Below are 24,472 nucleotides of genomic sequence, written 5' to 3' on the forward strand. Positions count from 1 at the left end.
AGCCAATGACCTTTTCCGACCACTTCTCGCTCGTCCTGCCTGAGATCGTCCTGGCGATCGCGGCGCTGGTTCTGCTGGTCGCCGGCGCCTTCCGGGGCAAGGTCGGGGCCATCTTCACCCTGGCCGCCGTCGCCTCGCTGGTCGCGGCCGCCGCCACGGCGGTGCTCGGCCCGCACGGCCACGCCTTTGGCGGCGTCTACGCAGCCGACGCCGCGGCGACCTACGCCAAGGTGGCCATCTATCTCTCGAGCGCCATCGCCGTGGTGCTGGGCGACCGCTGGCTGGCCCAGCGCGGCGACCAGAAGTTCGAATACGCCGTCCTGGTCGTCCTGGCCGCCCTCGGCATGGGCGTCACCGCCTCGTCGGGCGACCTGATCAGCCTGTATGTCGGCGTCGAGCTGCAGTCGCTGGCCCTGTACGTCCTGGCCGCCATGCGCCGCGACGACGCCAAGTCGTCGGAAGCGGGCCTGAAGTACTTCGTGCTGGGCGCGCTGTCGTCGGGCCTGCTGCTGTACGGCAGCTCGCTGATCTACGGCTTCACCGGCTCGACCCACTTCAGCCAGATCGCCCTAGCCGCCGCCCATGGCGGTTCGCACGGCGTGGGCCTGCTGTTTGGCCTAGTGTTCCTGATCTGCGGCCTGGCGTTCAAGGTCTCGGCCGCGCCGTTCCACATGTGGACGCCGGACGTCTACGAAGGCGCCCCGACCCCGGTCGTCGGCTTCTTCGCCGCCGCGCCGAAGCTGGCCGCCATGATGATGTTCGCCCGCGTGCTTGGCGACGCCTTCCCGGGCTCGGTCGACCAATGGCGCCAGATCCTGGTGATCGCGGCCCTGCTGTCGGTCTTCGTCGGCGCCTTCGCGGGCCTGGCCCAGACCAACCTCAAGCGCCTATGGGCCTATTCCTCGATCGCCAATGTCGGCTACGCCCTGCTGGGTGTCGCGGCGGGCGGTGAGGTCGGCCTGCAAGCGATGCTGGTCTTCATGGTGCTCTACATGGTCGACGTCACCGGCTTCTTCGCCTGCCTGCAGGCGCTGAACCGCGACGGCAAGCCGATGGAGACGATCGAGGACATGGCGGGCCTGATCAAGGAACGTCCAGGCATCGCCCTGGCCATGACGGCGTTCTCGCTGTCGGCCCTAGGCCTGCCGCCGTTCTCGGGCTTCTGGTCGAAGTACTACGTCTTCAAGGCCGCCCTGGGCGCTGGCGACGTGATGCTGCAGTGGGCCGCCGTTCTGGGCCTGGTCGGCTCGGTCGTCGCGGCGTTCTATTACCTGCGCCTGATCAAATCGATCTGGTTCGACGCCTCGACCGGCTCGGTCGACGCGCCGTCGCCTTCGGCCCGCGCCGTCGGCTACGCGGCCGCGTTCTTCTCGTTCCCGATCGTGCTGGTGGCCCTGGTCTGGCTGGATCCTGCCGCCAAGGCCGCCGCGGCCGCCTTTGGTCACGCGTGACGTGACGGGCGTCCCGCCCGTCGTCGTCCTGGACGAGATCGACTCCACCAACGCCGAAGCCCGTCGCCGGGCCGAGGCGGGCGAGGCCGGCCCCGTGTGGCTGGTCGGTCTCCGCCAGACCTCGGGCCGCGGCCGTCGCGGCCGGGCGTGGGAGACGGGCGAGGGCAACCTCGCCGCCACACTGCTCTTCCGCACCGACAAGCCCCCGGCCGAGGCCGCCCAGGTCTCGTTCGTCGCCGCCCTGGCGGTCGCCGACATGCTGGGCCAGTACGTGCCCGCCTCCCTGGTCAGCCTGAAGTGGCCCAACGACCCGCTGCTGGGCGGCCTGAAGGTCAGCGGCATCCTGATCGAGTCCGGCGCCTCGCCGCAGGGCGGACTGTGGGTCGCCGTGGGCATCGGCGTGAACCTGGCCCGCAAGCCGATCGACAGTGAGCGTCCCGCCACCTCGATCGCCACCTATCGTGAAATCCCGCCACCGCACCCGACCGAGGCCATCGAGGCCCTGGCCGGCGCGTTCGAGCGCTGGTTCCGGACCTGGAACGCCCTGGGTTTTCCTGCCATCGCCGACGCCTGGACGGCCCGCGCCCACGGCCTAGGCGAGGCCTGTACCGCCCGTCTGGGCAATGAGACCGTCGAAGGCATCGCCGAGGGCCTGGACGGGGACGGCGCGCTGCGCCTTCGTCTGGATGACGGTCAGGTTCGCCGGATCACCGCCGGCGACGTCTTCTTTGGAGCCGCCTGATGCTGCTGGCCATTGAACAGGGCAACACCAACACCATGTTCGCCATTCACGACGGCTCGTCGTGGGTGGCCCAGTGGCGTTCGGCGACCGAAAGCACACGCACCGCCGACGAGTACGTCGTTTGGCTGTCGCAGCTGTTGTCGATGCAGGGCCTGGGCTTCCGGGCCATCGACGCGGTGATCATCTCCAGCGTCGTGCCGCAGTCGATCTTCAACCTGCGCAACCTCAGCCGTCGCTATTTCAACGTCGAGCCGATCGTGATTGGCGAGAACGCCAAGCTGGGCATCGACGTCCGGATCGAGAAGCCTTCCGAAGCCGGCGCCGACCGCCTAGTCAACGCCATCGGCGCGGGCATGGTCTACAAGGGGCCGCTGATCGTCATCGACAGCGGCACGGCCACGACCTTCGACATCGTGGGCGACGACGGCGCCTTCGAGGGCGGCATCATCGCCCCGGGCATCAACCTCTCCATGCAGGCGCTGCACGAAGCGGCGGCCAAGCTGCCCCGGATCGCCATCCAGCGGCCGGCCGGTAACAGGATCGTGGGGACAGACACCGTCTCCGCCATGCAGTCCGGCGTGTTCTGGGGGTATATCTCTCTGATCGAGGGTCTCGTCTCGCGCATCAAGGCGGAGCGCGACGAGCCCATGACCGTCATCGCCACCGGCGGCGTCGCCTCGTTGTTCGAGGGCGCCACCGACAGCATCGACCACTTCGACTCCGACCTGACGATACGGGGTCTTCTCGAAATCTATCGTCGAAACACCATTTCCGAGACCTGATGAAAAAATCCAAGAGCGACGAGCTCGTCTTCCTGCCGCTAGGCGGGTCGAACGAGATCGGCATGAATTTCAACCTGTATGGCTTCGGGCCGGCGCACGATCGCAAGTGGATCGTCGTCGACCTGGGCGTGACCTTCGGCGACCAGACGACGCCGGGCGTCGAGATCATCCTGCCCGATCCCAGCTATATCGAGCCCTATGCCAAGGACATCGTCGGCATCGTCCTGACCCACGCCCACGAAGACCACCTGGGCGCGGTTCACTGGCTGTGGCCGCGCCTGAAGGCGCCGGTGTACGCCACGCCGTTCACCGCCTTCCTGCTGCGCGAGAAGCTGCGTGACGCCGACCTGCTGGACGAGGTGTCGATCACCGAAGTGCCGCTGGGCGGCATGTTCTCGCTGGGTCCGTTCGACCTGGAACTGATCACCCTGACCCACTCGATCCCCGAGCCGAACGGCTTGGCGATCAAGACGCCGCTGGGCACGATCCTGCACACCGGCGACTGGAAGATCGATCCCGAGCCCCAGCTGGGCGCGCCGACCGACGAAGCCGCCATCCGTCGCCTGGGCGACGAGGGCGTGCTGGCCATGGTCTGCGACAGCACCAACGTCTTCGTCGAAGGCGAGGCGGGCTCCGAAGCTGACGTGCGCGTGGCGCTGGGCAACCTGATCAAGAGCCTGTCGGGCAAGATCGCCGTGGCGTGCTTCGCCTCGAACGTGGCGCGCATGGACACCGTGATCCGCGCGGCCCAGGCCAGCGGCCGCAAGGTCTGCCTGGCCGGTCGCTCTATGCACCGCATGGCCGCCGCCGCCCGCTCGGTCGGTCTGCTGCAGGGCCTGGAGCCCTTCATCAACGACGACCAGGCCAAGCACCTGCCCGAGAACGAGATCCTGTTCCTGTGCACGGGCAGCCAGGGCGAGGCTCGTGCGGCCCTGTCGCGCATCGCCGACGGCAGCCACCCGCATGTGAAGCTGGGGCAGGGCGACCACGTGGTCTTCTCCTCGCGAGTCATCCCGGGCAACGAGATCCCGATCCGCAACCTGCAGAACAAGCTGGCCGACCGCGGCGTGCGGCTGCACACCGAGCGCGACACGCCCGGCATCCACGTCTCGGGTCACCCGTGCCGGGACGAGCTGCGCCAGATGTATGCCTGGGTGCGTCCGCAGATCGCGGTGCCGACCCATGGTGAGCGTCGCCACCTGATCGAGCATGCGGCCTTCGCCAAGGACCTGCAGGTCCCGCACGCCGTCTCGCCGCGCAACGGCGACATGGTGCGCCTGGCTCCGGGCAAGCCCGAGATCATCGACGAAGTGCCGGCCGGCCGCCTGTACGTCGACGGCGGCGTCGTCACGCCCGAGAACGGCGACGCCCTGCGCGAGCGCCGTCACGCGGCGTTCAACGGCATGCTGGCCGTGTCGATCGTCCTGGACGGCCGCAACAAGATCGTCTCGGGCCCGCAGGTCCGCGGCATCGGCCTGACCGGTGACGAGGAATACAGCCTCGACGACGCCCTGGACGACCTCGCCGAGGAAGCCGAGGGCGCCTACAAGAAACTGCAGGGCGACACCCGCGAGCTGGACGAGGCGATCGAGAGCGCCATCTCGCGCGCCGTGAAGAAGGCCGCATTCCGCATCTGGGAACGCAAGCCGGTCGTCGAGACGACGGTCCTGCGGATCTGACGTGACGGACGAGAGCCCGAGCGCCAGCGTCCTGGCGACCGTCGCCGACGGTCGTCGCAGGCCGATCTGGCGTTCGGGCTTCTCGATCCTGTGGAAGCAGGCCTGGCCGGTCGCGGCCTTGCTGGTCGTGCTGTGGGTCGTGTTCGCTGGGCAGACCCTGGCCGACCTGACGGGCCGGGGCGAGCCGGTGCTGACGCTGGGCGCGCTGTATCCGCCAGCCGTCCGGGCGGGCGTCTGGTGGACGCTGTTGACCCACATGTTCCTGCACGGCGGGATCCTGCACATCGCCATGAATTCCAGCGCGCTGGGCGCCTTCGGGCCGGCGGTGTCGCAGCGCCTGGGCCGCGACGCGGTCGGGGCCCTGCTGTTCCTGGCCTTCTTCGTCCTGTGCGGCCTGGCGGGCGGGGCGCTGTATCTGGCCCTGCACTGGAACGGCCACATGCCGATGCTGGGCGCCTCCGGCGCGATCTGCGGCCTGTGGGGCGCCGTGGCCCGGATGACCGAGACCACGGACCTCGCGCCGATCTGGTCGCGGCCCGTGGGGCGGCAGGCCCGGTCGTTCCTGGTCATGAACCTGGTCCTGGTCGCCATCGGCGGCGCGCTGGGCCTGGCGTCCGGCGTCGGCGGCGTGCTGGTGGCGTGGGAAGCCCATGTGGGCGGCTTCGTCGCAGGCCTTTTCCTGGTCCGCCTCTTTCCCGCCCGCTTCTGGTGGCTTTCGGAGGCTCAAGCGCCGCTTTGAACGTCGCCCTTCTCGCGCCGAGGCTGGGGTGTTAGGGCAGTCGTCAATCAAAACGCGCGCGGGAGCAGGGACATGATCGGCAGGCTCAACCACGTCGGCGTCGCCACGCCGTCCATCGACGACTCGGTGAAGATGTACCGCGACCTGCTGGGCGCGACGTCCGTGACCGAGAAGTGGGCGATGCCGGAGCAGGGCGTCTGGGTCTGCTTCGTCAACCTGCCCAACAGCCAGATCGAGCTGATCGAGCCCTATGGCGAGGCCTCGCCGATCCACGGCTTCCTGGCCAAGAACCCCAAGGGCGGCCAGCACCACATCTGCTTCGAGGTCGAGAACATTTACGAAGCTCGCGATGACCTGGTGGCCAAGGGCGCGACCGTGCTGGGCGAGCCCCGCATCGGCGCCCACGGCACGATGATCATCTTCGTTCACCCCAAGGACATGGGCGGCCTGCTGGTCGAGCTCATGGAAACGCCTAAGGACGCTCACTGATATGAGCCCGATCACCTGGTTCGCCATCTACCTGACCATCTGGTGGACGGTGCTGTTCGCCGTGCTGCCGCTGGGCTCGCAAAGCTTCCACGAGGCGGGGATCAAGCCGCCGCCGGGCGCGGATCCCGGCGCGCCGGTCAATCCGAACCTGAAGCGCAAGTTCATCACCACGACCTGGGTTTCGGCCGTCGTGTTCCTGCTGTTCTTCGTGATCGTGCACTTTCACCTGGTGACTCTGCCCGACCTGCCGGCGGCCACCTGACGGTGCGGATGCACAAGCCTTGAGCGCGATGCGGTCGATTCACCCGCAATCGCCCAAGGCTTGGGCGAACCGCCTCATTGTTAGCGCTTCCCATGGATGGCCGTGCCCCAACACGTGTTCGGTCGGTAAGGTGACTTCAGGAGATCGGCCTTGCCGGTCTCGCTCTGTGGCGTCTTCCCCGACGATGACTTGAAAGGCCGCGCGGCGATCCGCGCGGCCTCTCTTTTTTCTACGGTGGAGCCTTAGTTTGGCCTCGCGCGTTGCCAAGCTGTCGGGGGAGGGGCTATCTCAGGCCCTTCTCGAATTCCCGGAGTTTCCACGCGCATGCGCTTGTCGCGCTATTTCCTGCCGGTGCTGAAGGAAGCACCGTCCGACGCCCAGATCGTTTCGCACCAGCTGATGCTTCGCGCCGGCATGATCCGCCAAGAAGCGGCGGGTATCTATGCCTGGCTGCCACTGGGCCTGCGCGTGCTGAACAAGATCGAGCAGATCGTCCGTGAGGAAATGGATCGCGCCGGCGCCATCGAGCTGCTGATGCCGACCATCCAGCTGGCCGAGCTGTGGCGCGAAAGCGGTCGCTACGACGACTACGGCGACGAGATGCTGCGCATCACCGACCGCCACAAGCGCGAGCTGCTGTTTGGCCCCACCGCCGAAGAGGTCGTCACCGACATCTTCCGCGCCTCGGTCAAGAGCTACAAGGACCTGCCCAAGAACCTCTACAACATCCAGTGGAAGTTCCGCGACGAGACGCGTCCGCGCTTTGGCGTGATGCGCGGTCGCGAGTTCCTGATGAAGGACGCGTACAGCTTCGACCTCGACGCCGACGGGGCGCGCAAGTCGTACAACCGGATGTTCGTGGCCTATCTGAACCTGTTCGCGCGGATGGGCCTGAAGGCCGTGCCGATGCGCGCCGACACCGGCCCCATCGGCGGCGACCTGAGCCACGAATTCATCGTCCTGGCCGAGACCGGCGAAAGCGCCGTGTTCTGTCACAAGGATCTGGTCGAGATGCCAGCCCCCGGTCCGGACCTTGACTGGATCGATGGCGACCTGCAGCCGCTGGTGAACCAGCGCACGACGCTGTACGCCGCGACCGAGGAAATGCACGACGAAGCCGCCTTCAACGCGCTGCCGGAAGGCGACCGCCTGTCGGCCCGCGGCATCGAAGTCGGCCACATCTTCTCGTTCGGCACGAAGTACTCCAAGCCGATGAAGGCCACGATCCAGGGGCCGGACGGCCAGCTGGTCCCGGCCCAGATGGGCAGCTACGGCGTCGGTGTCTCGCGCCTGCTGGGTGCGATCATCGAGGCCAGCCACGACGAGGGCGGCATCATCTGGCCGGAAAGCGTCGCGCCGTTCGACATCGGCATCGTCAACATGCGCCAGGGCGACGCCGCCTGTGACGCGGCCTGCGAGACCGCCTATGCGGCGCTCAAGGCCGCCGGCAAGGACGTGCTGTACGACGACACCGACGCCCGCGGCGGCGCCAAGTTCGCCACCATGGACCTGATCGGCCTGCCCTGGCAGCTGATCGTCGGTCCCAAGGGCATCGCCGAGGGCGTGGTCGAGATCAAGAACCGCAAGACCGGCGAACGTCACACGGCTTCGCTGGAATCCGTCCTCGACGGCCTGACCAAGAGCAAGACCGCCTGATGCCAGACGCCCGCGCCGCCGGTCCCTTCAGTCGCTGGGAGCGCTCTGTCGCTCGCCGGTATCTGTTCGCCAAGCGCAAGAACGGCGGCGTGGCGCTGATCTCGGTCATCTCGTTCAGCGCGGTGATGTTGGCGGTCTTCGCCCTCATCACCGTGATGAGCGTCATGAACGGCTTCCGGGCCGAGCTGCTGGGCCGGATCCTCGGCTTCAACGGCCACCTCTACGCCCAGTCGCCGATGATCAATGGCCCCGACCGCGACACCGTGATCCGCCGGATCAAGGCTTCGCCAGGCGTCATCCAGGCCGCGCCGATGGTCGAGGCCCAGGCCATGGTTCTGGGCCCGACCCAGGTGACCGGCGCCATCGTGCGCGGGGTCGCCACCTCGGACCTGCGGCACATGTCGCTGATCTCGGGCAACATCAAGAAGGGCTCGCTGGATGGCTTCGGCGTCGGCGAATACGGCGGCGACATCGTGCTGATCGGCGACCGCATGGCCCAGAGTGTCGGCGTCCAGCCCGGCGACACCATCACCCTGATCTCGCCCTCGGGCCCGGCCACGGCGTTCGGCAGCTCGACCCACGAGAAGAACTACATCGTCGGCGGCATCTTCAGCGTCGGCATGAGCCAGTTCGACGAGGCCTTCGTCTATATGCCGCTCGAGCAGGCCCAGCTGTTCTTCGGCCGCGACACCTCAGTCGACTATGTCGAGATCAAGGTCGACGATCCGGACAAGGCCAAGGAACTGAAGCACGACGTTGAGGTCGCCAGCGGCCCCGGCGCCCTGGTCAGTGACTGGCAGGACAAGAACCACAGCTACTTCACCGCCCTGCAGGTCGAGCGGAAGGTCATGCGCCTGATCCTGGGCTGCATCGTCGCCATCGCCACCCTGAACATCATCTCCAGCCTAGTCATGCTGGTGAAGAACAAGGGCAAGGACATCGCCATCCTGCGCACGATGGGCGCGGGGCAGGGGGCGATCCTGCGCATCTTCGTGATGGCCGGCGCCTCGATCGGCGTGGCCGGCACCCTGTGCGGCCTGGCCCTGGGCGTGGTGTTCTGCGCCTACATCACCCCGATCCAGAACTTCGTGGAGTGGGCGACCGGTACGGCGGTGTTCAGCGCCGACGTCTACATGCTCTCGCACATCCCGGCGAAGATCGACTGGACCGAGGTCGCCGGCATCGTGTCGCTGTCGGCCCTGTTCAGCATCCTGGCGACCTTGCCGCCGGCCTGGCGCGCCTCGCGTCTCGATCCGGTGGAGGCGCTGCGTTATGAGTGATCCCATCCAACCTTCGCCGATTTTGGCCCTGCGTGGGGTCGAGCGCGTCTACAAGACCGAGGCCGGCCCGCTGCCCGTGCTGCGCGGCGTCGACATCGACGTCTATCCGGGCGAGGTGGTCGGCCTGATCGGTCCTTCGGGCTCGGGCAAGTCGTCGCTGCTTCACTCGGCGGGGCTTCTTGAGCGCCCCGACGCCGGTCTCGTGGCCCTGGAGGGCCGCGACTGCTCCAAGCTGTCCGAGCGCGTGCGCACCCGCATCCGCCTGGGCACCGTGGGCTTCGTCTACCAGTTCCATCACCTGCTGCCCGAGTTCTCGGCCCTCGAGAACGTGGCCATGCCGCTGACCATCGCCGGCAAGAGCCGCAAGGACGCCGACGCACGCGCCAAGGAACTGCTGGAAAGCCTAGGGTTGGGCCATCGCCTGAACCACCAGCCGGCCCAAATGTCGGGGGGGGAGCAGCAACGCGTCGCCATCGCCCGCGCCCTGGCCAATCATCCCAAGCTCCTGCTGGCCGACGAGCCGACCGGCAACCTGGATCCGGCCACCTCAGCGGCGGTGTTCCAGGCGCTGTACCAGGTCTGTCGCCAGCAAGGCGTCGCGGCGGTGATCGCCACGCACAACATGGAGCTGGCCCGCTACATGGATCGGGTGTTCGCCCTGAAAGACGGCCACCTGGAAGCTCAGGGCTTCTAGAATTGGTGGCGGAAGGCGGTCTGCACGACCGTCTGCTTCTGCCGCGCCTCCAGGAAAAACCGCTCGCGGTCGCGGCGGAAACTGTCGATGTACAGCGCCTCCAACACGATCTGGGCGTTCGGCCGGACATCCCAGCGATAGGCCGCCAGCCCCGACCAGCCATGCTCGGCGTTGTTGTCGGTGGCCTTGTTGGTGCGGTCGCTGGTCGAGAAGCGGTCGTAACGCACGGTCGCCGAGCCCGGCCCTAGCGCCTTGCTGGCCGAGACATAGGCGGCCTCGAAGCCCATGTCGGCCCAGACGCCGCGGGCGTTCGAATAGCCCATCAGGGTCTCGCCGGTCATGACCTGGGCCTTGACGGCGACGGCGTCGAGATCCAGCCGCATGCCGAGGTTCCAGAACCGCGTCTCCCACGACCATTCGCGGTTGTCGTCAACGCTGGTGCGGTCGCCCTCGTTCTCATAGCGGAAGAGGTCGAAGGCCAGGACGGGCGACGGCCGCCACTCGATCCGACCGTAATAGCCGATCCGCCCGTCGATCTCGGCCAGCGGCGTCGTCGACGGCGCCTGACGCCGCGCCATGGTCGGGCTGAGCGGCGGCAGCGGGAAGCGGCCGAACACCGGCGACTTGATGTCGTGCAGCGCCCAGCCCCGGAAGGTCAGCTCGGTGCCCGAGGTGTCGCCGTTCTTGAACGCCCCGGCCGTCAGGCTGAAGGTCTGGCCGGCCAGACTGCGCCGGATCGTGGCCTCGACCCCGACGACCTTGGTCTCCTCGGCCACCCAGGTATTGATCGCCGACGGCGTGATGGTGTCGGGCACGGACCAATCCAGGCCGTCATGCTCCAGCGAAATCGGCGGATAGAACACGCCAGCCCGGGCCGACAGGCGCAGGGACGAGCCGGGTCGCGAGCGGTAGGCCAGATAGCCTTCGCCCAGATCGACCAGGTGCCGCTGGCCGTCCTGGCTCTCGGCCACGACCACGGCCGAAAGGGTGTCGGTAAAGCGTGGGTTCCAGACCAGCGCGGCCTCGCCCAAGCGCAGGCCCTGGTGATCCTTGCCGAAGCGCGCCTTGCCCAGGCCGCCGTCGATCCACGAGGTCTCGCCATTGGCGCCCGCCAGGCGCAGATCGACCAGGCCGGAAAGGGTGTCGAGGGAGAACAGGTCCGCCTGCGCCGACGCCGAACCGGCGCTCGCCAAGACCAGGGCCGTCCCCACAACGGTCGAAGTCAGTCTCCCCATGCCCGCAAGGCTGCGGGAAGACCGCTGCGATTAGGTTAAAGCAGCGCGCGCTTCATGGCCGCGAAGAAGCCGGCCTGGTCGATCGCCTTGATCACCCGCGCGTTGGGCGGACGTCGCTTCAGGGCAGGATCGGCGACCTCGATGTCGGGCAGGATAGAGTGCGAGACCGACAGATAGCCGCGCGTCAGCTCGCCCATGGTCTCGACATCGACCACGCAATTCTCGGCCTCCAGGATCAGGCTCTCGTCCAGGGCGATGGCGCAGGTGAGGGCGTCCGGATGCAGGCTGCCGTCCAGCCCCTCGGTCTCGCGGGCGAAGGCCAGGGAGGCGCGGTTGACGTCGGTGAAGAACCTGGCCTTGTCGGTGCCCAGGGCTTCCAGCTCCGCCAGCTGCGTGGTGCTCCACAGGCCGTCCTGCAGCGTCAGGGTCCAGGTGGCGATCGACAGGTTGAAGCCGGCGTTGACGACGATCTTGGCCGCCTCCGGATCGGCATAGAAATTGTACTCGGCCGCCGGGGTGACGTTGCCGACGCCGTTGTCCGTGCCGCCCATGACCCACAGGTGCTTCAGCGCTTTGGCGATGCGTGGCTCGCGCAGATAGGCCAGGGCGATGTTGGTCAGCGGGGCCTGGGCGATCAGAGTGATCTCGCCGGGCGCGTCCATGATCCGCCGCACCAGCTCGTCAACCGCGTGGCCATCGGCGGGGCGTTGGGCGGTCTTGGCAAAGCCGCTGTCGCTCATGCCGTCGTGGCCAAAGACATAGGCCGCATCCAGCGGCGCGCGCGTGAACGGCGCCTGGGCGCCCAGATAGACCGGGACTCCGGCCTGGCCGCACATTTGCAGCGTCAGCAGCGCGTTTTCGGCGTGCTGCACGAAGCCGACATTGCCGTGGGCGATCGTGATGGCCTCGACGGTCACGCCAGGGCGGGTCAGGGCCAGCATCAGCGAGAAGACGTCGTCGCCAGCGGTGTCGGTGTCGATGATCAGGCGCATGGCGTCGATCTGAACCGATCCGGCGGGCTTGGCCATATCGTTTATCGGAATGGCAGGCGGCCTAGCGAGTGACTCGGGTCAAGAAAATGCGGTGGAACGCCGCGGAACATCTTGTGAACAGAACAAAACCGGAATATGGAACAAAACAAGAAATCTGTGGAGGCTCCTATGATCCGTATCGCGCGTGAGTCTTTGGCCCTTGTGTCGGTCGCCAGCTTCGTCTGGATGATGTGTACGGTCGCCCAGTTGGTGGCCTGAGTCGTGTAACGACAATCGTGTAGCGGAGATCGGTCATGGCGGACGCGGAAGGACAAGGGTTCGTCCACCTGCGGGTCCGCTCGGCCTATTCGCTGCTCGAGGGGGCCATTAAGGCCGACCAGATCGGCAAGCTGGCCGCCGCGATCGGCATGCCGGCGGCGGCGATCGCCGATCGCGCCAACCTGTTCGGGGCCCTGGAATACTCGTCCTACGCCAAGGACGCGGGGGTCCAGCCGATCATCGGCTGCGCCATTCCGATCACGGGTATTGGCGGCGGCCCGACCGAGCGTTGGGCGCGCGCGCCGACGATCATGCTGCTGGCCCAGAACGAGCGGGGCTATCTCAATCTCTCCGAACTCTCGTCGATCGCCTATCTCGACAGCGCCGAACTGCCCGAGCCGATCGTGCCCTGGGCCAAGGTCGTCGAGTACAGCGAGGGCCTGATCCTGCTGTCGGGCGGCACGGACGGTCCGATCGACGCCCTGTTCGCCGCCGGCAAGACCGCCGAGGCCTCGGCGGCCCTGGCCGAGATGCAGCGGGTGTTCGGCGATCGTTTCTATGTCGAGCTGCAGCGCCACGGCCTGCCCAAACAGGCTGCGGCCGAGCCGGGCCTGGTCAACTGGGCGTATGAGAACGATGTGCCGTTGGTGGCCACCAACGACATCTATTTCGCCAAGGAAAACTTCTACGACGCGCACGATGCGCTGCTGTGCATCTCAGACGGCTCGTTCGTCGGTCAGGACGAGCGCCGCCGCGTCACGCCCGAGCACTGGTTCAAGCCGGCCGCGGACATGCGCAAGCTGTTCTCCGACCTGCCGGAAGCCTGCGACAACACCCTAGATATCGCCCGCCGCTGCGCCTTCATGGTGCACAAGCGCGACCCCATCCTGCCCAGCTTCCCGACCGGCGACGGCCGGGACGAGGGCGAGGAGCTGACGTTCCAGGCGCAGGAAGGCCTCAAGGCGCGCCTCGCGGGTCTGGAGCTGGCCGCGCCCGAGGACACCTACTGGGACCGCCTGGCATTCGAGCTCGACATCATCAAGAAGATGGGCTTCCCCGGCTACTTCCTGATCGTGTCGGACTTCATCAAGTGGGGGAAAAACCACGGGATTCCCGTTGGCCCCGGGCGGGGTTCGGGCGCCGGTTCGCTGGTCGCCTGGGTGCTGACCATCACCGACCTGGACCCGCTGCGCTTTGGCCTGCTGTTCGAGCGCTTCCTCAATCCCGAGCGGGTCTCCATGCCCGACTTCGACGTCGACTTCTGCCAGGAGCGACGCGAAGAGGTGATCTCCTACGTGCAGGAGAAGTACGGCCGCGACCGCGTGGCCCAGATCATCACCTTCGGTTCCCTTCAGGCCCGCGCCGTGCTGCGCGACGTCGGTCGCGTGATGCAGCTGCCGCTGGGTCTGGTCGACCGTCTCTGCAAGATGGTGCCCAACAACCCGGCCGCGCCGGTGACCCTGGCCCAGGCCATCGATATCGAGCCGCGCCTGAAGCAGGCCAAGAAGGAAGACGCCAACGTCTCGGCCTGTCTGGACGTGGCCCTGCAGCTGGAAGGCCTGTTCCGTAACGCCTCGACCCACGCCGCCGGCGTGGTGATCGGCGATCGGCCGCTGACCCAGCTGACCCCGTTGTACAAGGATCCGCGCTCGGACCTGCCGGCCACCCAGTTCAACATGAAGTGGGTCGAGAGCGCCGGCCTGGTGAAGTTCGACTTCCTGGGCCTGAAGACCCTGACCGTGCTGGACCGCGCGGTGAAGCACCTGAAGAAGCGCGGCTTCGAGATCGACCTGGGCAAGCTGCCCTTCGACGACACCACGACCTACGAACTGCTCGCTTCCGGCCAGACGGTCGGCGTGTTCCAGCTGGAAAGCCAGGGCATGCGGGACACGCTGCGCAAGATGCGCTGCGGCTCGATCGAGGAGATCACCGCGCTGATCTCGCTCTATCGCCCGGGCCCGATGGATAACATCGACACTTTCGTCGACTGTAAGTTCGGCCGAAAGCCCGTCGACACCCTGCACCCGTCGCTGGAGACGGTGCTGAAGGAGACCTACGGCGTCATCGTCTACCAGGAACAGGTGATGCAGATCGCCCAGATCCTGGCGGGCTACAGCCTGGGCGAAGCCGACCTTCTGCGTCGCGCCATGGGTAAGAAGAAGAAGGAGGAGATGGATCTCCAGAAGATCCGTTTCGTCTCCGGCGCCAAGGAAAAGAACGTCCCCGAGGAGCAGTCGGGCTCGATCTTCGAACTGGTGGCCAAGTTCGCCGGCTACGGCTTCAACAAGTCGCACGCCGCCGCCTATGCGTTCATCTCGTATCAAACGGCCTGGTTGAAGGCCAATACGCCGGTCGAGTTCTTCGCCGCCTCGATGAGCCTGGACTTGTCGAATACCGACAAGCTGGCGGTCTTCCACCAGGACGCCCGCAAGTTCGACATCACGGTGCGGGCGCCGGACGTCAATGTCTCGGGCGCCGACTTCGAGGTCGAGAACGGCGAGGTGCTGTACGCCCTGGGCGCCATCCGCAACGTCGGCCTCGAGGCCATGAAGCATCTGGTCGCCATCCGCGAGGAGGGTGGGCCGTTCCGCGACATCTTCGACTTCGTCGAGCGGATCGACCCCAAGCAGGTCAACAAGCGCGCCATCGAAAACCTGGCCCGGGCCGGGGCCTTCGACCAGATCCACAAGAACCGCGCCCAGATCGTGGCCTCGGCCGACGTTCTGACCGCCCACGCCCAGAGCTGCCATGCCGACCGCCAGGGCGGGCAGGGCGGTCTGTTCGGGGCGGATCTGGGCGCCGGGCGTCCGCGCCTGGCCAAGACCGAGAACTGGAACCAGGTCGACCTGCTGGACGAAGAGCTGTCGGCCGTCGGCTTCTACCTGACCGGTCACCCGCTGGAGGACGTGGTCGGCATGCTGCGCCGCAAGCGCGTGGCGCTCGTGACGGAGGCCATGGGTCAGGCCGAGGCCGGCATGGAAGCCCTGCGCATGTGCGGGGTCGTCCGCCGCCGCCAGGAGCGCGCCTCGCAGAGCGGCGAAAAGTTCGCCTTCGTGTCGTTGTCGGACCCGTCCGGCGAGTACGAGGTGCTGTTCCCGCCCGAGAGCCTGCGCAAGTGCCGGGACGTGCTGGAGCCGGGCAAGGCCGTGGTGATCAAGGTTCGGGCCAAGGCCCGCGACGGCGAGGTCCGCTTCTTTGGCGACGACGCCGAGCCGATCGAGAAGGCCATCGAGAACGTCGTGGCCGGCCTGCGGGTCCATCTGTCGCCCTCGGCGACCGAAATCGAGGCGCTGAAACGCCGTCTGGAACCCGCCCAGGGCCAGAAGGGCGGCGAGGTCACCTTCGTCGCCGCGATCGGCGGCGGGCGTGAGATCGAGCTACGCCTGCCTGGACGCTACACGCTGGACGCGGCCCTGCGCGGCGCGTTGAAGACCGCGCCGGGCGTGGCGTTGCTGGAAGATGTGTAGGAATATATTCCTAGTTGTCGTTGGCGGAGACAGAGGGATTCGAACCCTCGATATCTTCGATTCCGATGGAACTTGCAGGTATGAGCCCGAAGCGGGCCGCGAACAGGGAGCGAGCCAATGGCCAGGCATGAAGGCGGATGTCAGTGCGGGCGCGTGCGCTACGCCGTCGAGGTCGGGCTGGAGGACGTGATCAGCTGCAACTGCTCGCGGTGCGGCAAGCTGGGCCAGATCCTGGCCTTCGCGGGCGCCGACGCCTTCGAGCTGCAGAGTGGCGAGGACGCCCTGACCGAATACAAGTTCAACACCCACAAGATCGCCCACCTGTTCTGCGAGACCTGCGGCATCCAGTCATTCGGGCGCGGGACCGCGCCGAACGGGGCGGAAATGATCGCGGTCAATGTCCGCTGCCTCGACGACGTTGACGTGTTCGCGCTGAAGCCGCAGCCGGTGGACGGCAAGTCGTTCTAAGGCGCGGCCCACGGTTTTGGCGCCTGGCGCGGGTGGAAAGGCGGACCTCGATCTCCATCTAGACGGTAGCCGGCTCAGGCTTGGCGGCGCCAAAGCCGATCGGCCGCCGCCATCACCATTCCGAGCCGTCGATGGGAGAACCGATGCAGCTTGAAGTAAGGCCCGTCCGCGCGGAAGATGCCCCGGAACTCGCCACTCTGCTCAATCAGATCATCGCCCAAGGCGGAACGACAGCGCTCCAGGAGCCCTTCACGCCGGAAATCCTGGCCGAAACCTATCTCACGGGCGAGGCCGTCATCTGCTGTTTCGTCGCCGTCGACCGGAGTTCCGGTCGCCTCGAAGGCTTTCAGACCCTGGGTCGCTACCCTGGCCTTCCGGAAGATATCGGCGACATCGGCACCTTCGCCCGCGTGGGCGGTGTCCAGCGCGGCGTCGGTTCGGCGCTCTTCGCGGCGACGCGTGAGGAAGCGCGCAGGCAAGGCCTCGCCGCCATCAACGCCACGATCCGCGCCGACAATACGGGCGGCCTGGCCTTCTACAGCCGCATGGGGTTCGTGGACCACGCCGTGCGCCCGGCCGTGCCGCTCAGGGACGGAGTTCTCGTCGATCGGATCAGCAAGCGCTATCGGCTGGACGGCGCCGGCTGACGTTTTAGGGATGCCGTCCTGACGTGCGACTTCGCCACATGACGCTTGAGCCCATGAGCGGATCGACCGGATCGGCGACTGGCCCTACCAAGCCGCCGCTCGTCCGTTCGCCGTCCCGCTCGGAACAGCAGCTTCTCGGTCGCCTTGCCGCCCTGACGATCACCGGCCGGTTGGCACCGCACAGCAGTGGGGGGCGTTGAGGCTGTCTTTGGGAGTATGGCGTCAGTGTTCGCGGGGATGGTCGGGCGGGGGAGGGCGGTCGCGTTGAGCTTGGCCTTGGTCGGGGGGGGCATTCGATTAAAAGTCGACTGCAGCCTCCCTCACCATGCCGCCGCCCGGCCATTCGCCAGCCCCGCTCGGAACAGCCGCCGCTCGGCCGCCTTGCCGCCCTTGACGATCACCGGCCGCTCGGCCCCGCGCAGCAGCGGCAGGTCATCGAGGCTGTCGGTATAGGCGTAACCCCAGTGCTCGCCGTGGCCGGCCTCGGCCAGGGCCTGGCACTTGCGCTGGTTGCGGCAGTGGATATCGGCGACCCAGCCGCCGGCCCGGCGCTTCAGGGACGTGCCCAGCACCTCGATCGGATGACCCAGCGGACCGATCAGGGCTTGGGCCAGGATCGCGGGCGCGGCGGTGACGACCACGACGCGGTCGCCGGCCTGGAGATGCTCTTGCAGCGCGGCCATGCCGCCGGCGCGCCAGGAGAGGGGGCCTCGGCCGCTCCGGAACGCCTCGCCGAAGCGCGTGCAGGACTGGCGCAGGCCGGACTCGCAAAGACCCGCCGTGGCGATCCACAGCAGGATCGAAGCGCCGGCGCGGCGGGTGCGGGGCAGGGCGACCATGGGACCGGCCAGCGGCAGAATCGCGATGACGGCCAGGGCGCGGAGCGGCGAGCGCTTGACGCGCTCCCAGAGCCACAGGGCCGTGGAATCGCCGTCCAGCAGGGTTCCATCGAGATCGAAGACCGCGAGCATGAGGCATTCTCCGACGCCCTCGGGAGGTGGGCGTATCGATTGCGCCACGGCTCTATGTCGGAACGACGACGATTTCGCGGAAGGACTGTGGAGGGACGGTGGATGAGCACGGCTTTTCGGGGAAAATCGTGCGGACAGGTCGCCATACGGGGCGCCCGAGCCGCGTTCGAGGGTCCGAAGGCGGACGGAAAGTGCGGTCAGGGCTTGCCTTTTGCGTCGTGAAAGCCTATTTGCGCCGCCATTCCACACGTGGACGTTCGGTTGCACCGGGGAGACATCCCGGCGTCGCCGTTCCGGTCCCGCTCCAGAATCGTCTGGAACGGGGGTGTCCGCGGAGGTTCAACCGGAAAAAGGATATAGGCCCGATGGCTCTTCCCGAATTCTCCATGCGTCAGCTCCTGGAAGCCGGCGCCCACTTCGGTCACCAGACGCACCGCTGGAACCCGAAGATGGACCGCTACATCTTCGGCTCGCGCTCGAACATCCACATCATCGACCTGTCGCAGTCGATCCCGCTGCTGCACCAAGCCCTGGTGAAGGTCCGTGAAGTGGCCGCCGCCGGTGGCCGCGTGCTGTTCGTCGGCACCAAGCGCCAGGCCAGCGACCCGGTCGCCACGGCCGCCAAGCGTTGCGCCCAGTACTATGTGAACCACCGCTGGCTCGGCGGCACCCTGACCAACTGGCGCACCGTCTCGGGCTCGATCGCTCGTCTGCGCGAGCTGGAAGGCGTCCTGGCCGGCGAAGGCCAAGGCCGTTCCAAGAAGGAACTGCTGCAGCTGACGCGCGAGCGCGACAAGCTGGAACTGTCGCTGGGCGGCATCAAGGACATGGGCGGCATCCCCGACATCATGTTCGTGATCGACACCAATAAGGAAGCGATCGCGATCCTGGAAGCCCGCAAGCTGAACATCCCGGTCGTCGCCATCCTCGACACCAACTGCGATCCGGACGGCATCACCTACCCGATCCCGGGTAACGACGACGCCGCCCGCGCCCTGCAGCTGTACTGCGACCTGATCGCTGACGCCGTCCTGGACGGCCTGGCCGCTGGTCAAGCCGGCGCTGGCGTCGACCTGGGCGCCGCCGTGAACCCGACCGAGCCGGCCCTGGCCCGCGCTCTGGCTCCGGAAGCTCCGGAAGCCGTTGCCGCTGAAGCTGCTCCGGAAGCCCCGGCCGCTGAAGCCGCTCCGGCCGCCGAAGCTGCTCCGGAATCGGCCGAAGGCTAATTCCAACGCGCCTCCCGCCTGGCTCGGCCAGGCCGTGGAGGCCGTCGCGACCCTGACATGCGACCGGGCTAACAAGCCCGGTCGCTTACGCATTAGAGATTACGACTGGGTGCAGGCTCGGTCGCTAACCGTTTGAATCTGGAGATTTTCGATGGCTGAGATCACCGCTGCCCTCGTCAAGGAACTGCGCGAAAAGTCCGGCGTCGGCATGATGGACTGCAAGAAGGCGCTGTCGGAAAACAACGGCGACATCGAAGCGTCCATCGACTGGCTGCGCGCCAAGGGCCTGTCCAAGGCCGCCAAGAAGGCTGACCGCGCCGCCGCCGAAGGCCTGGTGGCCGTCGCCACCGCCGAGCAAGGCGCTGGTGAAACCGCCACGGCCGTCGAAGTGAACGCCGAAACCGACTTCGTGTCGCGCAACGACCTGTTCCAGGGCGCTGCTCGTCAGATCGCCGGCGCTGCTCTGGCCACCGACGGTTCGGTCGACGCCATCACCGCCGCCAAGCTGGCCGGCGGCGAAAGCGTGCAGGACCACCTGACCAACCTGATCGCCACGATCGGCGAGAACATGATGGTCCGTCGCGCCGCCAAGCACACGGTCGAGAACGGCGTCGTCGCCTCGTACATCCACAACGCCACCGCGCCGGACCTCGGCCGCATCGGCGTGCTGGTGGCCGTCGAGTCGACCGGCGACAAGGCCGCCCTGCGCGAGCTGGGCCGCAAGATCGCCATGCACGTCGCCGCGACCGCCCCGCTGTCGCTGTCGCCGGACGATCTGGACCCGGCCGCCATCGAGCGTGAAAAGGCCGTGTTCACCGAGCAGGCTCTGGAGTCGGGCAAGCCGGCCGCCGTCGTCGAAAAGATGATCGAAGGCCGCATCCGCAAGTTCCTGGAAGAAGTCGTGCTGCTGAAGCAAGCCTTCGTCATGAACCCGGACCAGACCGTCGAGCAACTGGTCGCCGAGACCGGCAAGACCCTGGGCGCGCCGATCACCATCAAGGGCTTCACCCGTCTCGCCCTGGGCGAAGGCGTGGAAAAGAAGCAAGACGACTTCGCCGCCGAAGTCGCTTCGATGACCGGCCAGGCCTAAGGCTTGCCGTCGGGGGTCTTTAAGGCTCCTGGCAAACAATCAGGGCGCGGCGCGTCTAGACGCGCGCCGCGCCCTTTTTGCGCCTGCCGTTCAGCCAGTCTCTCAAAGGCGTGGCCACGGTTGGCAAAACCCATCCCACTTCTGTAGAACGCACGTAATGTGCGTGCCGACGACTCAGGAATAGCGGTCCCATGTCCGATACCAGCGCGCCCCAGAAATACCGCCGCATCCTGTTGAAGGTGTCCGGCGAGGTCCTGATGGGCGAGACGCCCTACGGTATCGACACCAACACCGTTTCGTCCGTCGCCCAGGATGTCGCCGAGATCGTCAAGTCGGGCGTCGAGTTGTGCCTGGTGATCGGCGGCGGCAACATCTTCCGCGGCATGGCCGGCGCGGCCAAGGGCATGGAGCGCTCCAGCGCCGACTACATGGGCATGCTGGCCACGGTGATGAACGCCCTGGCCATGCAGGACGCGCTTGAGCGCATCGGCGTTGAGACCCGCGTGCAGTCGGCCATTCCGATGGCCACCGTCTGCGAGCCCTACATCCGTCGCCGCGCCCAGCGTCACCTGGAAAAGGGCCGCGTCGTGATCTTCGCCGCCGGCACCGGCAACCCGTTCTTCACCACCGACACCGCCGCGGCACTGCGCGCAGCCGAGATGCAGTGCGACGCCCTGTTCAAGGGCACTAGCGTCGACGGCGTCTACACGGCCGACCCCAAGAAGGACCCGACGGCCGAGCGCTACGACCACCTGACCTATATGGACGTGCTGGCCAAGGACCTGCGGGTCATGGACGCCTCGGCCGTGGCCTTGATGCGCGACAGCAATATTCCGATCGTGGTCTTCTCGATCAAGGGGCGCGGCAACCTGCTGACTGTCCTGCGAGGCGAGGGGACGCACACCGTGGTCTCCGACCGCGCCGCCTAAGAACAGACCTAGCGAGGAGAGCCCATCATGGCCGCCGCCGAAAAGCCCGTCCTGTCCGGTTATAAGGACCGTATGGAAAAGTCCGTCCTCTCCCTGAAGGAGGACTTCGCCGGTCTGCGTACCGGTCGCGCGTCGTCGGGCCTGCTCGACCAGATCATGGTCAACGCCTACGGCTCGATGGTGCAGCTGAACACCGTCGCTTCGGTCAGCGTGCCTGAGCCGCGCCAGATCAACGTCAACATCTGGGACAAGGGCGTCGTCTCGGCCGTCGAGAAGGCGATCCGCAATTCGGACCTGGGCCTGAACCCGGTTCTCGAAGGCAACAATCTGCGTATTCCGATCCCGCCGCTGACGGAAGAGCGTCGCAAAGACCTCTCGAAGATCGCTGGAAAGTACGCCGAGGCCCAGAAGGTCGCCGTGCGCAACATTCGCCGCGACGCCAACGACGACCTCAAGAAGGCCGAGAAGGCTAACGTCATCAGCGAGGATGAGCGCAAGAAGATGGAAACCGAGGTCCAGAAGCTGACCGACGAAGCCATCAAGCGGGTCGACGAGGCCTTGAAAATCAAAGAACAAGAGATCATGCAGGTCTAATCGCCTCCCTTGAGAGTTAGTGGGGGACGACGAGGGAAGGTTGAAGCGAATGCCGGCGACCACCGGTCTGCAGAACGTTTCGGAGCGCGCTGACGGCGCCTCCGGTCATCGTCTGCACGTGGCCATTATCATGGATGGCAACGGCCGCTGGGCAAAGCAGCGGGGCATGCCGCGCGTCCTCGGCCACCGGGCCGGGGTCAACGCCCTGAAGCGCACCGTCGAGGGCGCTCAGAGCCAGAACGTTGGTGTGCTGACGGTTTTCGGCTTCTCGACCGAGAACTGGCGTCGGCCGGCCCACGAGGTCTCCGAGCTGATGAACCTGCTCAAGGCCTATGTCGAATCAGACCTCGAGCGGCTGGCCAAGGCGGGCGTGCGCGTCCGCATCATCGGCCGGCGCACGGGCCTGTCGGCCGACATCGCCGAGGTCATCGAGCGGGCCGAGCGTCGCACCGAGAACAACACCGACTTCACCCTGCAGGTGGCCTTCAACTATGGCGGCCAGGCCGACATCGCCGACGCCGCCCGCGCCTTCGCCGAGAAGGTGGAGCGCGGCGAGGCCAAGGCTTCCGACCTGACCGAAGAGACGTTCGAGCGGTTCCTGTCGACCGCCTCGGCGCCGGCCCCGGACCTGATCGTGCGCACCAGCGGCGAGCGTCGGATCTCGAACTTCCTGCTGTGGGACTGCGCCTACGCCGAGCTCGTCTTCCAGGACGTGCTCTGGCCCGACTACGGCCCCGAGGCCCTGGCGGCCGCCATCGCCGACTATCGCCGCCGTGACCGGCGTTATGGAGGGGTCGCTGCCGATGACGTCGCCGTCGCCGGCTAAGCGCTTCAACTGGAGTAATCTGAAGACGCGCGTGGTTTCGGCCACCGTGCTCGTGCCTATGGTCGTGGCCGCCGTCTGGCTGGGGAACTTCTGGTTCCTGGCCCTGGCCCTGGTCTGCACGGCGCTGCTGGCGCGCGAGTGGGGCAAGATCAGCGCGCCCAAGTCGCCCAACGCCGTCGGCGCCGTGGTCGGCCTGTTCTGCGCCGTGGCGGTCATCGCCGCCTACCTGCATCAGTTCTTCATCGCCTGGTCGGTCGTGTTGGCCGGCGCCTTCCTGGCCGGCCTGATCGCTCGCGGCGCGGTCGAGCGCCGCGCCGACGCGGCGTATGGCGTCGTCTATATCGCTCCGGCGGTCATCGCCCTGGTCTGGGTCCGCTCGCTGAGCGACGGCCTGTGGTGGACGCTGCTGCTGTTCGTGGTGACCTGGTTCGCCGACATCTTCGCCTATGTGGCCGGCAGCCTGCTGAAGGGGCCCAAGCTGTGGCCCCAGATCTCGCCCAACAAGACCTGGTCGGGCTTCATCGGCGGGCTGGTGGCGGCGACGATCGGCGCCGTGCTGGTGGCTCACTTCGCCCATCTTCGCCTGGTATGGCCGGCGGCGGCCCTGGTGGGCTTCCTGGGCGGCCTGGCCACCATGGCCGGCGACCTGTGGGAATCGATGCTCAAGCGCCGGTTCGGCGTGAAGGACAGCGGCGACATCATTCCGGGCCATGGCGGCCTGCTGGACCGCGTCGACGGCCTGATGTTCGCGGCGATCGTCGTCGCCGCCGTCCGTCTGGTCGACCACGTGAAGTGGGGCCATTGACCTTGACCCGTAAGGTGGTGGTGCTGGGCTCGACGGGATCGATCGGCCTTTCGACCCTGAGTCTGTTCGAGGAATCGGGCGTCGACGTCGAGATCCTGGCCCTGACGGCCGGGCGCAATGTCGAGCGCCTGATCCAGCAGGCCCTGCGCTGGACGCCGCAGGTCGCGGTGATCGAGGACGAGACCAAGCTCCAGCAGCTGAAGGACGGCCTGGTCGGAACCAAGGTGCGCGCCGCCGCCGGCGCGGCCGCGGTCAGCGACGCCGCCGCCATGGGCGCGGACTGGGTGATGTCGGCCATCGTCGGCGCGGCGGGCCTGGCGCCCACCCTGGCCGCCGCCCGCACCGGCGCGGTCATCGCCCTGGCCAACAAGGAAAGCCTGGTCTGCGCCGGGCCGGCCCTGCTGAGCATCGCCAAGGCGGCCGGCGGCTCGGTGATCCCGGTCGATTCCGAACATTCCGCAATATTTCAGGTGCTGCAGCCCGACTGCGCCCACCGCGTGGCCCGCCTGATCCTGACCGCCTCGGGCGGCCCGTTCCGCACCTGGGACAAGGCCGCCATGGCCGCCGCGACCCCGGAACAGGCCATCGCCCATCCCAACTGGTCGATGGGCGCCAAGATTTCGGTCGATTCCGCGACGATGATGAACAAGGGGCTCGAGATGATCGAGGCCTCCTACCTGTTCGGAACGCCGGAAGATCGTATCGACGTCGTGGTGCACCCTCAGTCCGTGATCCATAGCTTGGTGGAGTATGTCGACGGCTCGACCCTGGCCCAGCTGGGCGCGCCGGACATGCGCAGCCCCATCGCCTGCGCCTTCTCCTGGCCGGACCGCCTGCCGTGGCCCGCGCCGCGCCTGGATCTGGCCGCCTACGGGCAGCTGACCTTCGAATCGCCGGACCTGGACCGCTTCCCCTCGATCGAGATCGCCCGTGAGGCGCTACGCCTGGCGGGGGCCGCTCCGGCCGCTATGAATGCCGCCAATGAGGTCGCCGTGGCGGCCTTCCTTGACCGGCGTATCGGGTTTCTCGATATTGCCGCCTCGGTGGCGGGGACCCTCGAGCGTATGAACAGTCTTGGTAGTCTCTCCGTCACCGATAATGACGCGGTCGAAAACGCGATGATGATCGACGCCAGCGCTCGCCGCATTGCGGCCGAGGTTGTCGCGCAAAAGCATCGCGGGCGCTGACCC

General features: G+C 67.2%; 24 protein-coding genes. 21 read left to right on the forward strand and 3 right to left on the reverse strand.

Translation table 11 applies throughout. From position 1 onward, the window contains the following. Positions 1–5 precede the first annotated feature (5 nt). From nuoN to AC1RR5_RS24095, 10 genes are all read left to right on the forward strand, one after another. Positions 6–1,451, forward strand: coding sequence for an NADH-quinone oxidoreductase subunit NuoN (gene nuoN / locus AC1RR5_RS24050; RefSeq protein ID WP_492925794.1), 1,446 nt, complete (start codon positions 6–8; stop codon positions 1,449–1,451). Then, the gene (locus AC1RR5_RS24055) at positions 1,438–2,193 is read left to right on the forward strand and encodes a biotin--[acetyl-CoA-carboxylase] ligase (protein WP_492925796.1); all 756 of its coding nucleotides are present in this window, start codon (positions 1,438–1,440) and stop codon (positions 2,191–2,193) included. The genes nuoN and AC1RR5_RS24055 overlap by 14 nt, the downstream gene beginning before the upstream one ends. Then, positions 2,190–2,975 carry a type III pantothenate kinase gene (locus AC1RR5_RS24060; RefSeq protein WP_492926023.1) on the forward strand — a complete coding sequence of 262 codons (786 nt, stop codon included), beginning with the start codon at positions 2,190–2,192 and terminating at the stop codon, positions 2,973–2,975. Before AC1RR5_RS24055 ends, AC1RR5_RS24060 begins: the two co-directional genes overlap by 4 nt. Further along, positions 2,975–4,654 (forward strand): ribonuclease J, encoded by a 1,680-nt coding sequence (locus AC1RR5_RS24065; protein ID WP_492925798.1) that lies wholly within the window; start codon positions 2,975–2,977, stop codon positions 4,652–4,654. The genes AC1RR5_RS24060 and AC1RR5_RS24065 overlap by 1 nt, the downstream gene beginning before the upstream one ends. Position 4,655: 1 nt before the next feature. Further along, entirely contained in the window at positions 4,656–5,393 is a 738-nt protein-coding gene (locus AC1RR5_RS24070; RefSeq protein WP_492925800.1) for a rhomboid family intramembrane serine protease, read from the forward strand. 72 nt (positions 5,394–5,465) lie between these two features. Beyond that, on the forward strand, positions 5,466–5,882 hold the full coding sequence (gene mce / locus AC1RR5_RS24075; RefSeq protein WP_492925802.1) for a methylmalonyl-CoA epimerase: 417 nt from the start codon (positions 5,466–5,468) through the stop codon (positions 5,880–5,882). A 1-nt stretch (position 5,883) separates the two neighbouring features. Beyond that, positions 5,884–6,144, forward strand: coding sequence for a DUF1467 family protein (locus AC1RR5_RS24080; RefSeq protein ID WP_492925804.1), 261 nt, complete (start codon positions 5,884–5,886; stop codon positions 6,142–6,144). A 324-nt stretch (positions 6,145–6,468) separates the two neighbouring features. Then, positions 6,469–7,800, forward strand: a complete 1,332-nt coding sequence (proS, locus tag AC1RR5_RS24085; protein WP_492925806.1) for a proline--tRNA ligase — start codon at positions 6,469–6,471, stop codon at positions 7,798–7,800. Then, on the forward strand, positions 7,800–9,080 hold the full coding sequence (locus AC1RR5_RS24090) for a lipoprotein-releasing ABC transporter permease subunit (RefSeq protein ID WP_492925808.1): 1,281 nt from the start codon (positions 7,800–7,802) through the stop codon (positions 9,078–9,080). Before proS ends, AC1RR5_RS24090 begins: the two co-directional genes overlap by 1 nt. Then, a complete protein-coding gene (locus AC1RR5_RS24095) occupies positions 9,073–9,774 on the forward strand; it encodes an ABC transporter ATP-binding protein (RefSeq protein WP_492925810.1) in 702 nt (233 codons plus the stop codon). Before AC1RR5_RS24090 ends, AC1RR5_RS24095 begins: the two co-directional genes overlap by 8 nt. Here the strand turns inward: AC1RR5_RS24095 and AC1RR5_RS24100 are convergent. Continuing rightward, a complete protein-coding gene (locus AC1RR5_RS24100; RefSeq protein ID WP_492925812.1) occupies positions 9,771–11,009 on the reverse strand; it encodes a hypothetical protein in 1,239 nt (412 codons plus the stop codon). The two genes, AC1RR5_RS24095 and AC1RR5_RS24100, sit on opposite strands and share 4 nt — an antisense overlap. A 35-nt stretch (positions 11,010–11,044) precedes the next feature. Further along, positions 11,045–12,001, reverse strand: a complete 957-nt coding sequence (locus AC1RR5_RS24105) for a nucleoside hydrolase (protein ID WP_492926025.1) — start codon at positions 11,999–12,001, stop codon at positions 11,045–11,047. Between the two features lie 168 nt (positions 12,002–12,169). Here AC1RR5_RS24105 and sidA point away from each other — a divergent pair, with 168 nt between their 5' ends. The 4 genes from sidA (at position 12,170) to AC1RR5_RS24125 (ending at position 16,841) form a co-directional block, all read left to right on the forward strand. Beyond that, positions 12,170–12,259 carry a cell division inhibitor SidA gene (sidA, locus tag AC1RR5_RS24110; protein ID WP_156136740.1) on the forward strand — a complete coding sequence of 30 codons (90 nt, stop codon included), beginning with the start codon at positions 12,170–12,172 and terminating at the stop codon, positions 12,257–12,259. A 35-nt stretch (positions 12,260–12,294) separates the two neighbouring features. Then, the gene (gene dnaE, locus AC1RR5_RS24115; protein WP_492925814.1) at positions 12,295–15,726 is read left to right on the forward strand and encodes a DNA polymerase III subunit alpha; all 3,432 of its coding nucleotides are present in this window, start codon (positions 12,295–12,297) and stop codon (positions 15,724–15,726) included. Positions 15,727–15,843: 117 nt separating this feature from the next. Then, positions 15,844–16,194 carry a GFA family protein gene (locus tag AC1RR5_RS24120; protein WP_492925816.1) on the forward strand — a complete coding sequence of 117 codons (351 nt, stop codon included), beginning with the start codon at positions 15,844–15,846 and terminating at the stop codon, positions 16,192–16,194. Positions 16,195–16,274: 80 nt separating this feature from the next. Next, the gene (locus AC1RR5_RS24125; protein ID WP_492925818.1) at positions 16,275–16,841 is read left to right on the forward strand and encodes a GNAT family N-acetyltransferase; all 567 of its coding nucleotides are present in this window, start codon (positions 16,275–16,277) and stop codon (positions 16,839–16,841) included. Between the two features lie 320 nt (positions 16,842–17,161). Here AC1RR5_RS24125 and AC1RR5_RS24130 read toward each other — a convergent pair whose 3' ends face one another. Continuing rightward, a complete protein-coding gene (locus AC1RR5_RS24130; RefSeq protein WP_492925820.1) occupies positions 17,162–17,812 on the reverse strand; it encodes a haloacid dehalogenase-like hydrolase in 651 nt (216 codons plus the stop codon). 365 nt (positions 17,813–18,177) lie between these two features. On the opposite strand from AC1RR5_RS24130, the gene rpsB reads away from it, so the two are divergent. The 7 genes from rpsB to dxr all read left to right on the forward strand — a co-directional run bounded on the left by rpsB (position 18,178) and on the right by dxr (position 24,469). Then, positions 18,178–19,038 (forward strand): 30S ribosomal protein S2, encoded by an 861-nt coding sequence (rpsB, locus tag AC1RR5_RS24135; RefSeq protein WP_492925822.1) that lies wholly within the window; start codon positions 18,178–18,180, stop codon positions 19,036–19,038. Positions 19,039–19,189: 151 nt separating this feature from the next. Then, positions 19,190–20,128 (forward strand): translation elongation factor Ts, encoded by a 939-nt coding sequence (tsf, locus tag AC1RR5_RS24140; protein WP_492925824.1) that lies wholly within the window; start codon positions 19,190–19,192, stop codon positions 20,126–20,128. Between the two features lie 191 nt (positions 20,129–20,319). Then, entirely contained in the window at positions 20,320–21,057 is a 738-nt protein-coding gene (pyrH, locus tag AC1RR5_RS24145) for a UMP kinase (protein WP_492925826.1), read from the forward strand. Positions 21,058–21,084: 27 nt separating this feature from the next. Next, positions 21,085–21,651, forward strand: a complete 567-nt coding sequence (gene frr / locus AC1RR5_RS24150) for a ribosome recycling factor (RefSeq protein WP_492925828.1) — start codon at positions 21,085–21,087, stop codon at positions 21,649–21,651. Positions 21,652–21,700: 49 nt separating this feature from the next. Then, a complete protein-coding gene (uppS, locus tag AC1RR5_RS24155) occupies positions 21,701–22,477 on the forward strand; it encodes a polyprenyl diphosphate synthase (protein WP_492925830.1) in 777 nt (258 codons plus the stop codon). Then, positions 22,437–23,282, forward strand: a complete 846-nt coding sequence (locus tag AC1RR5_RS24160; RefSeq protein WP_492926027.1) for a phosphatidate cytidylyltransferase — start codon at positions 22,437–22,439, stop codon at positions 23,280–23,282. Before uppS ends, AC1RR5_RS24160 begins: the two co-directional genes overlap by 41 nt. Continuing rightward, a complete protein-coding gene (gene dxr / locus AC1RR5_RS24165; protein WP_492925832.1) occupies positions 23,270–24,469 on the forward strand; it encodes a 1-deoxy-D-xylulose-5-phosphate reductoisomerase in 1,200 nt (399 codons plus the stop codon). Before AC1RR5_RS24160 ends, dxr begins: the two co-directional genes overlap by 13 nt. Positions 24,470–24,472: the final 3 nt, after the last annotated feature.

This window comes from Caulobacter sp. GW821-FHT11E11 (assembly GCF_058808315.1).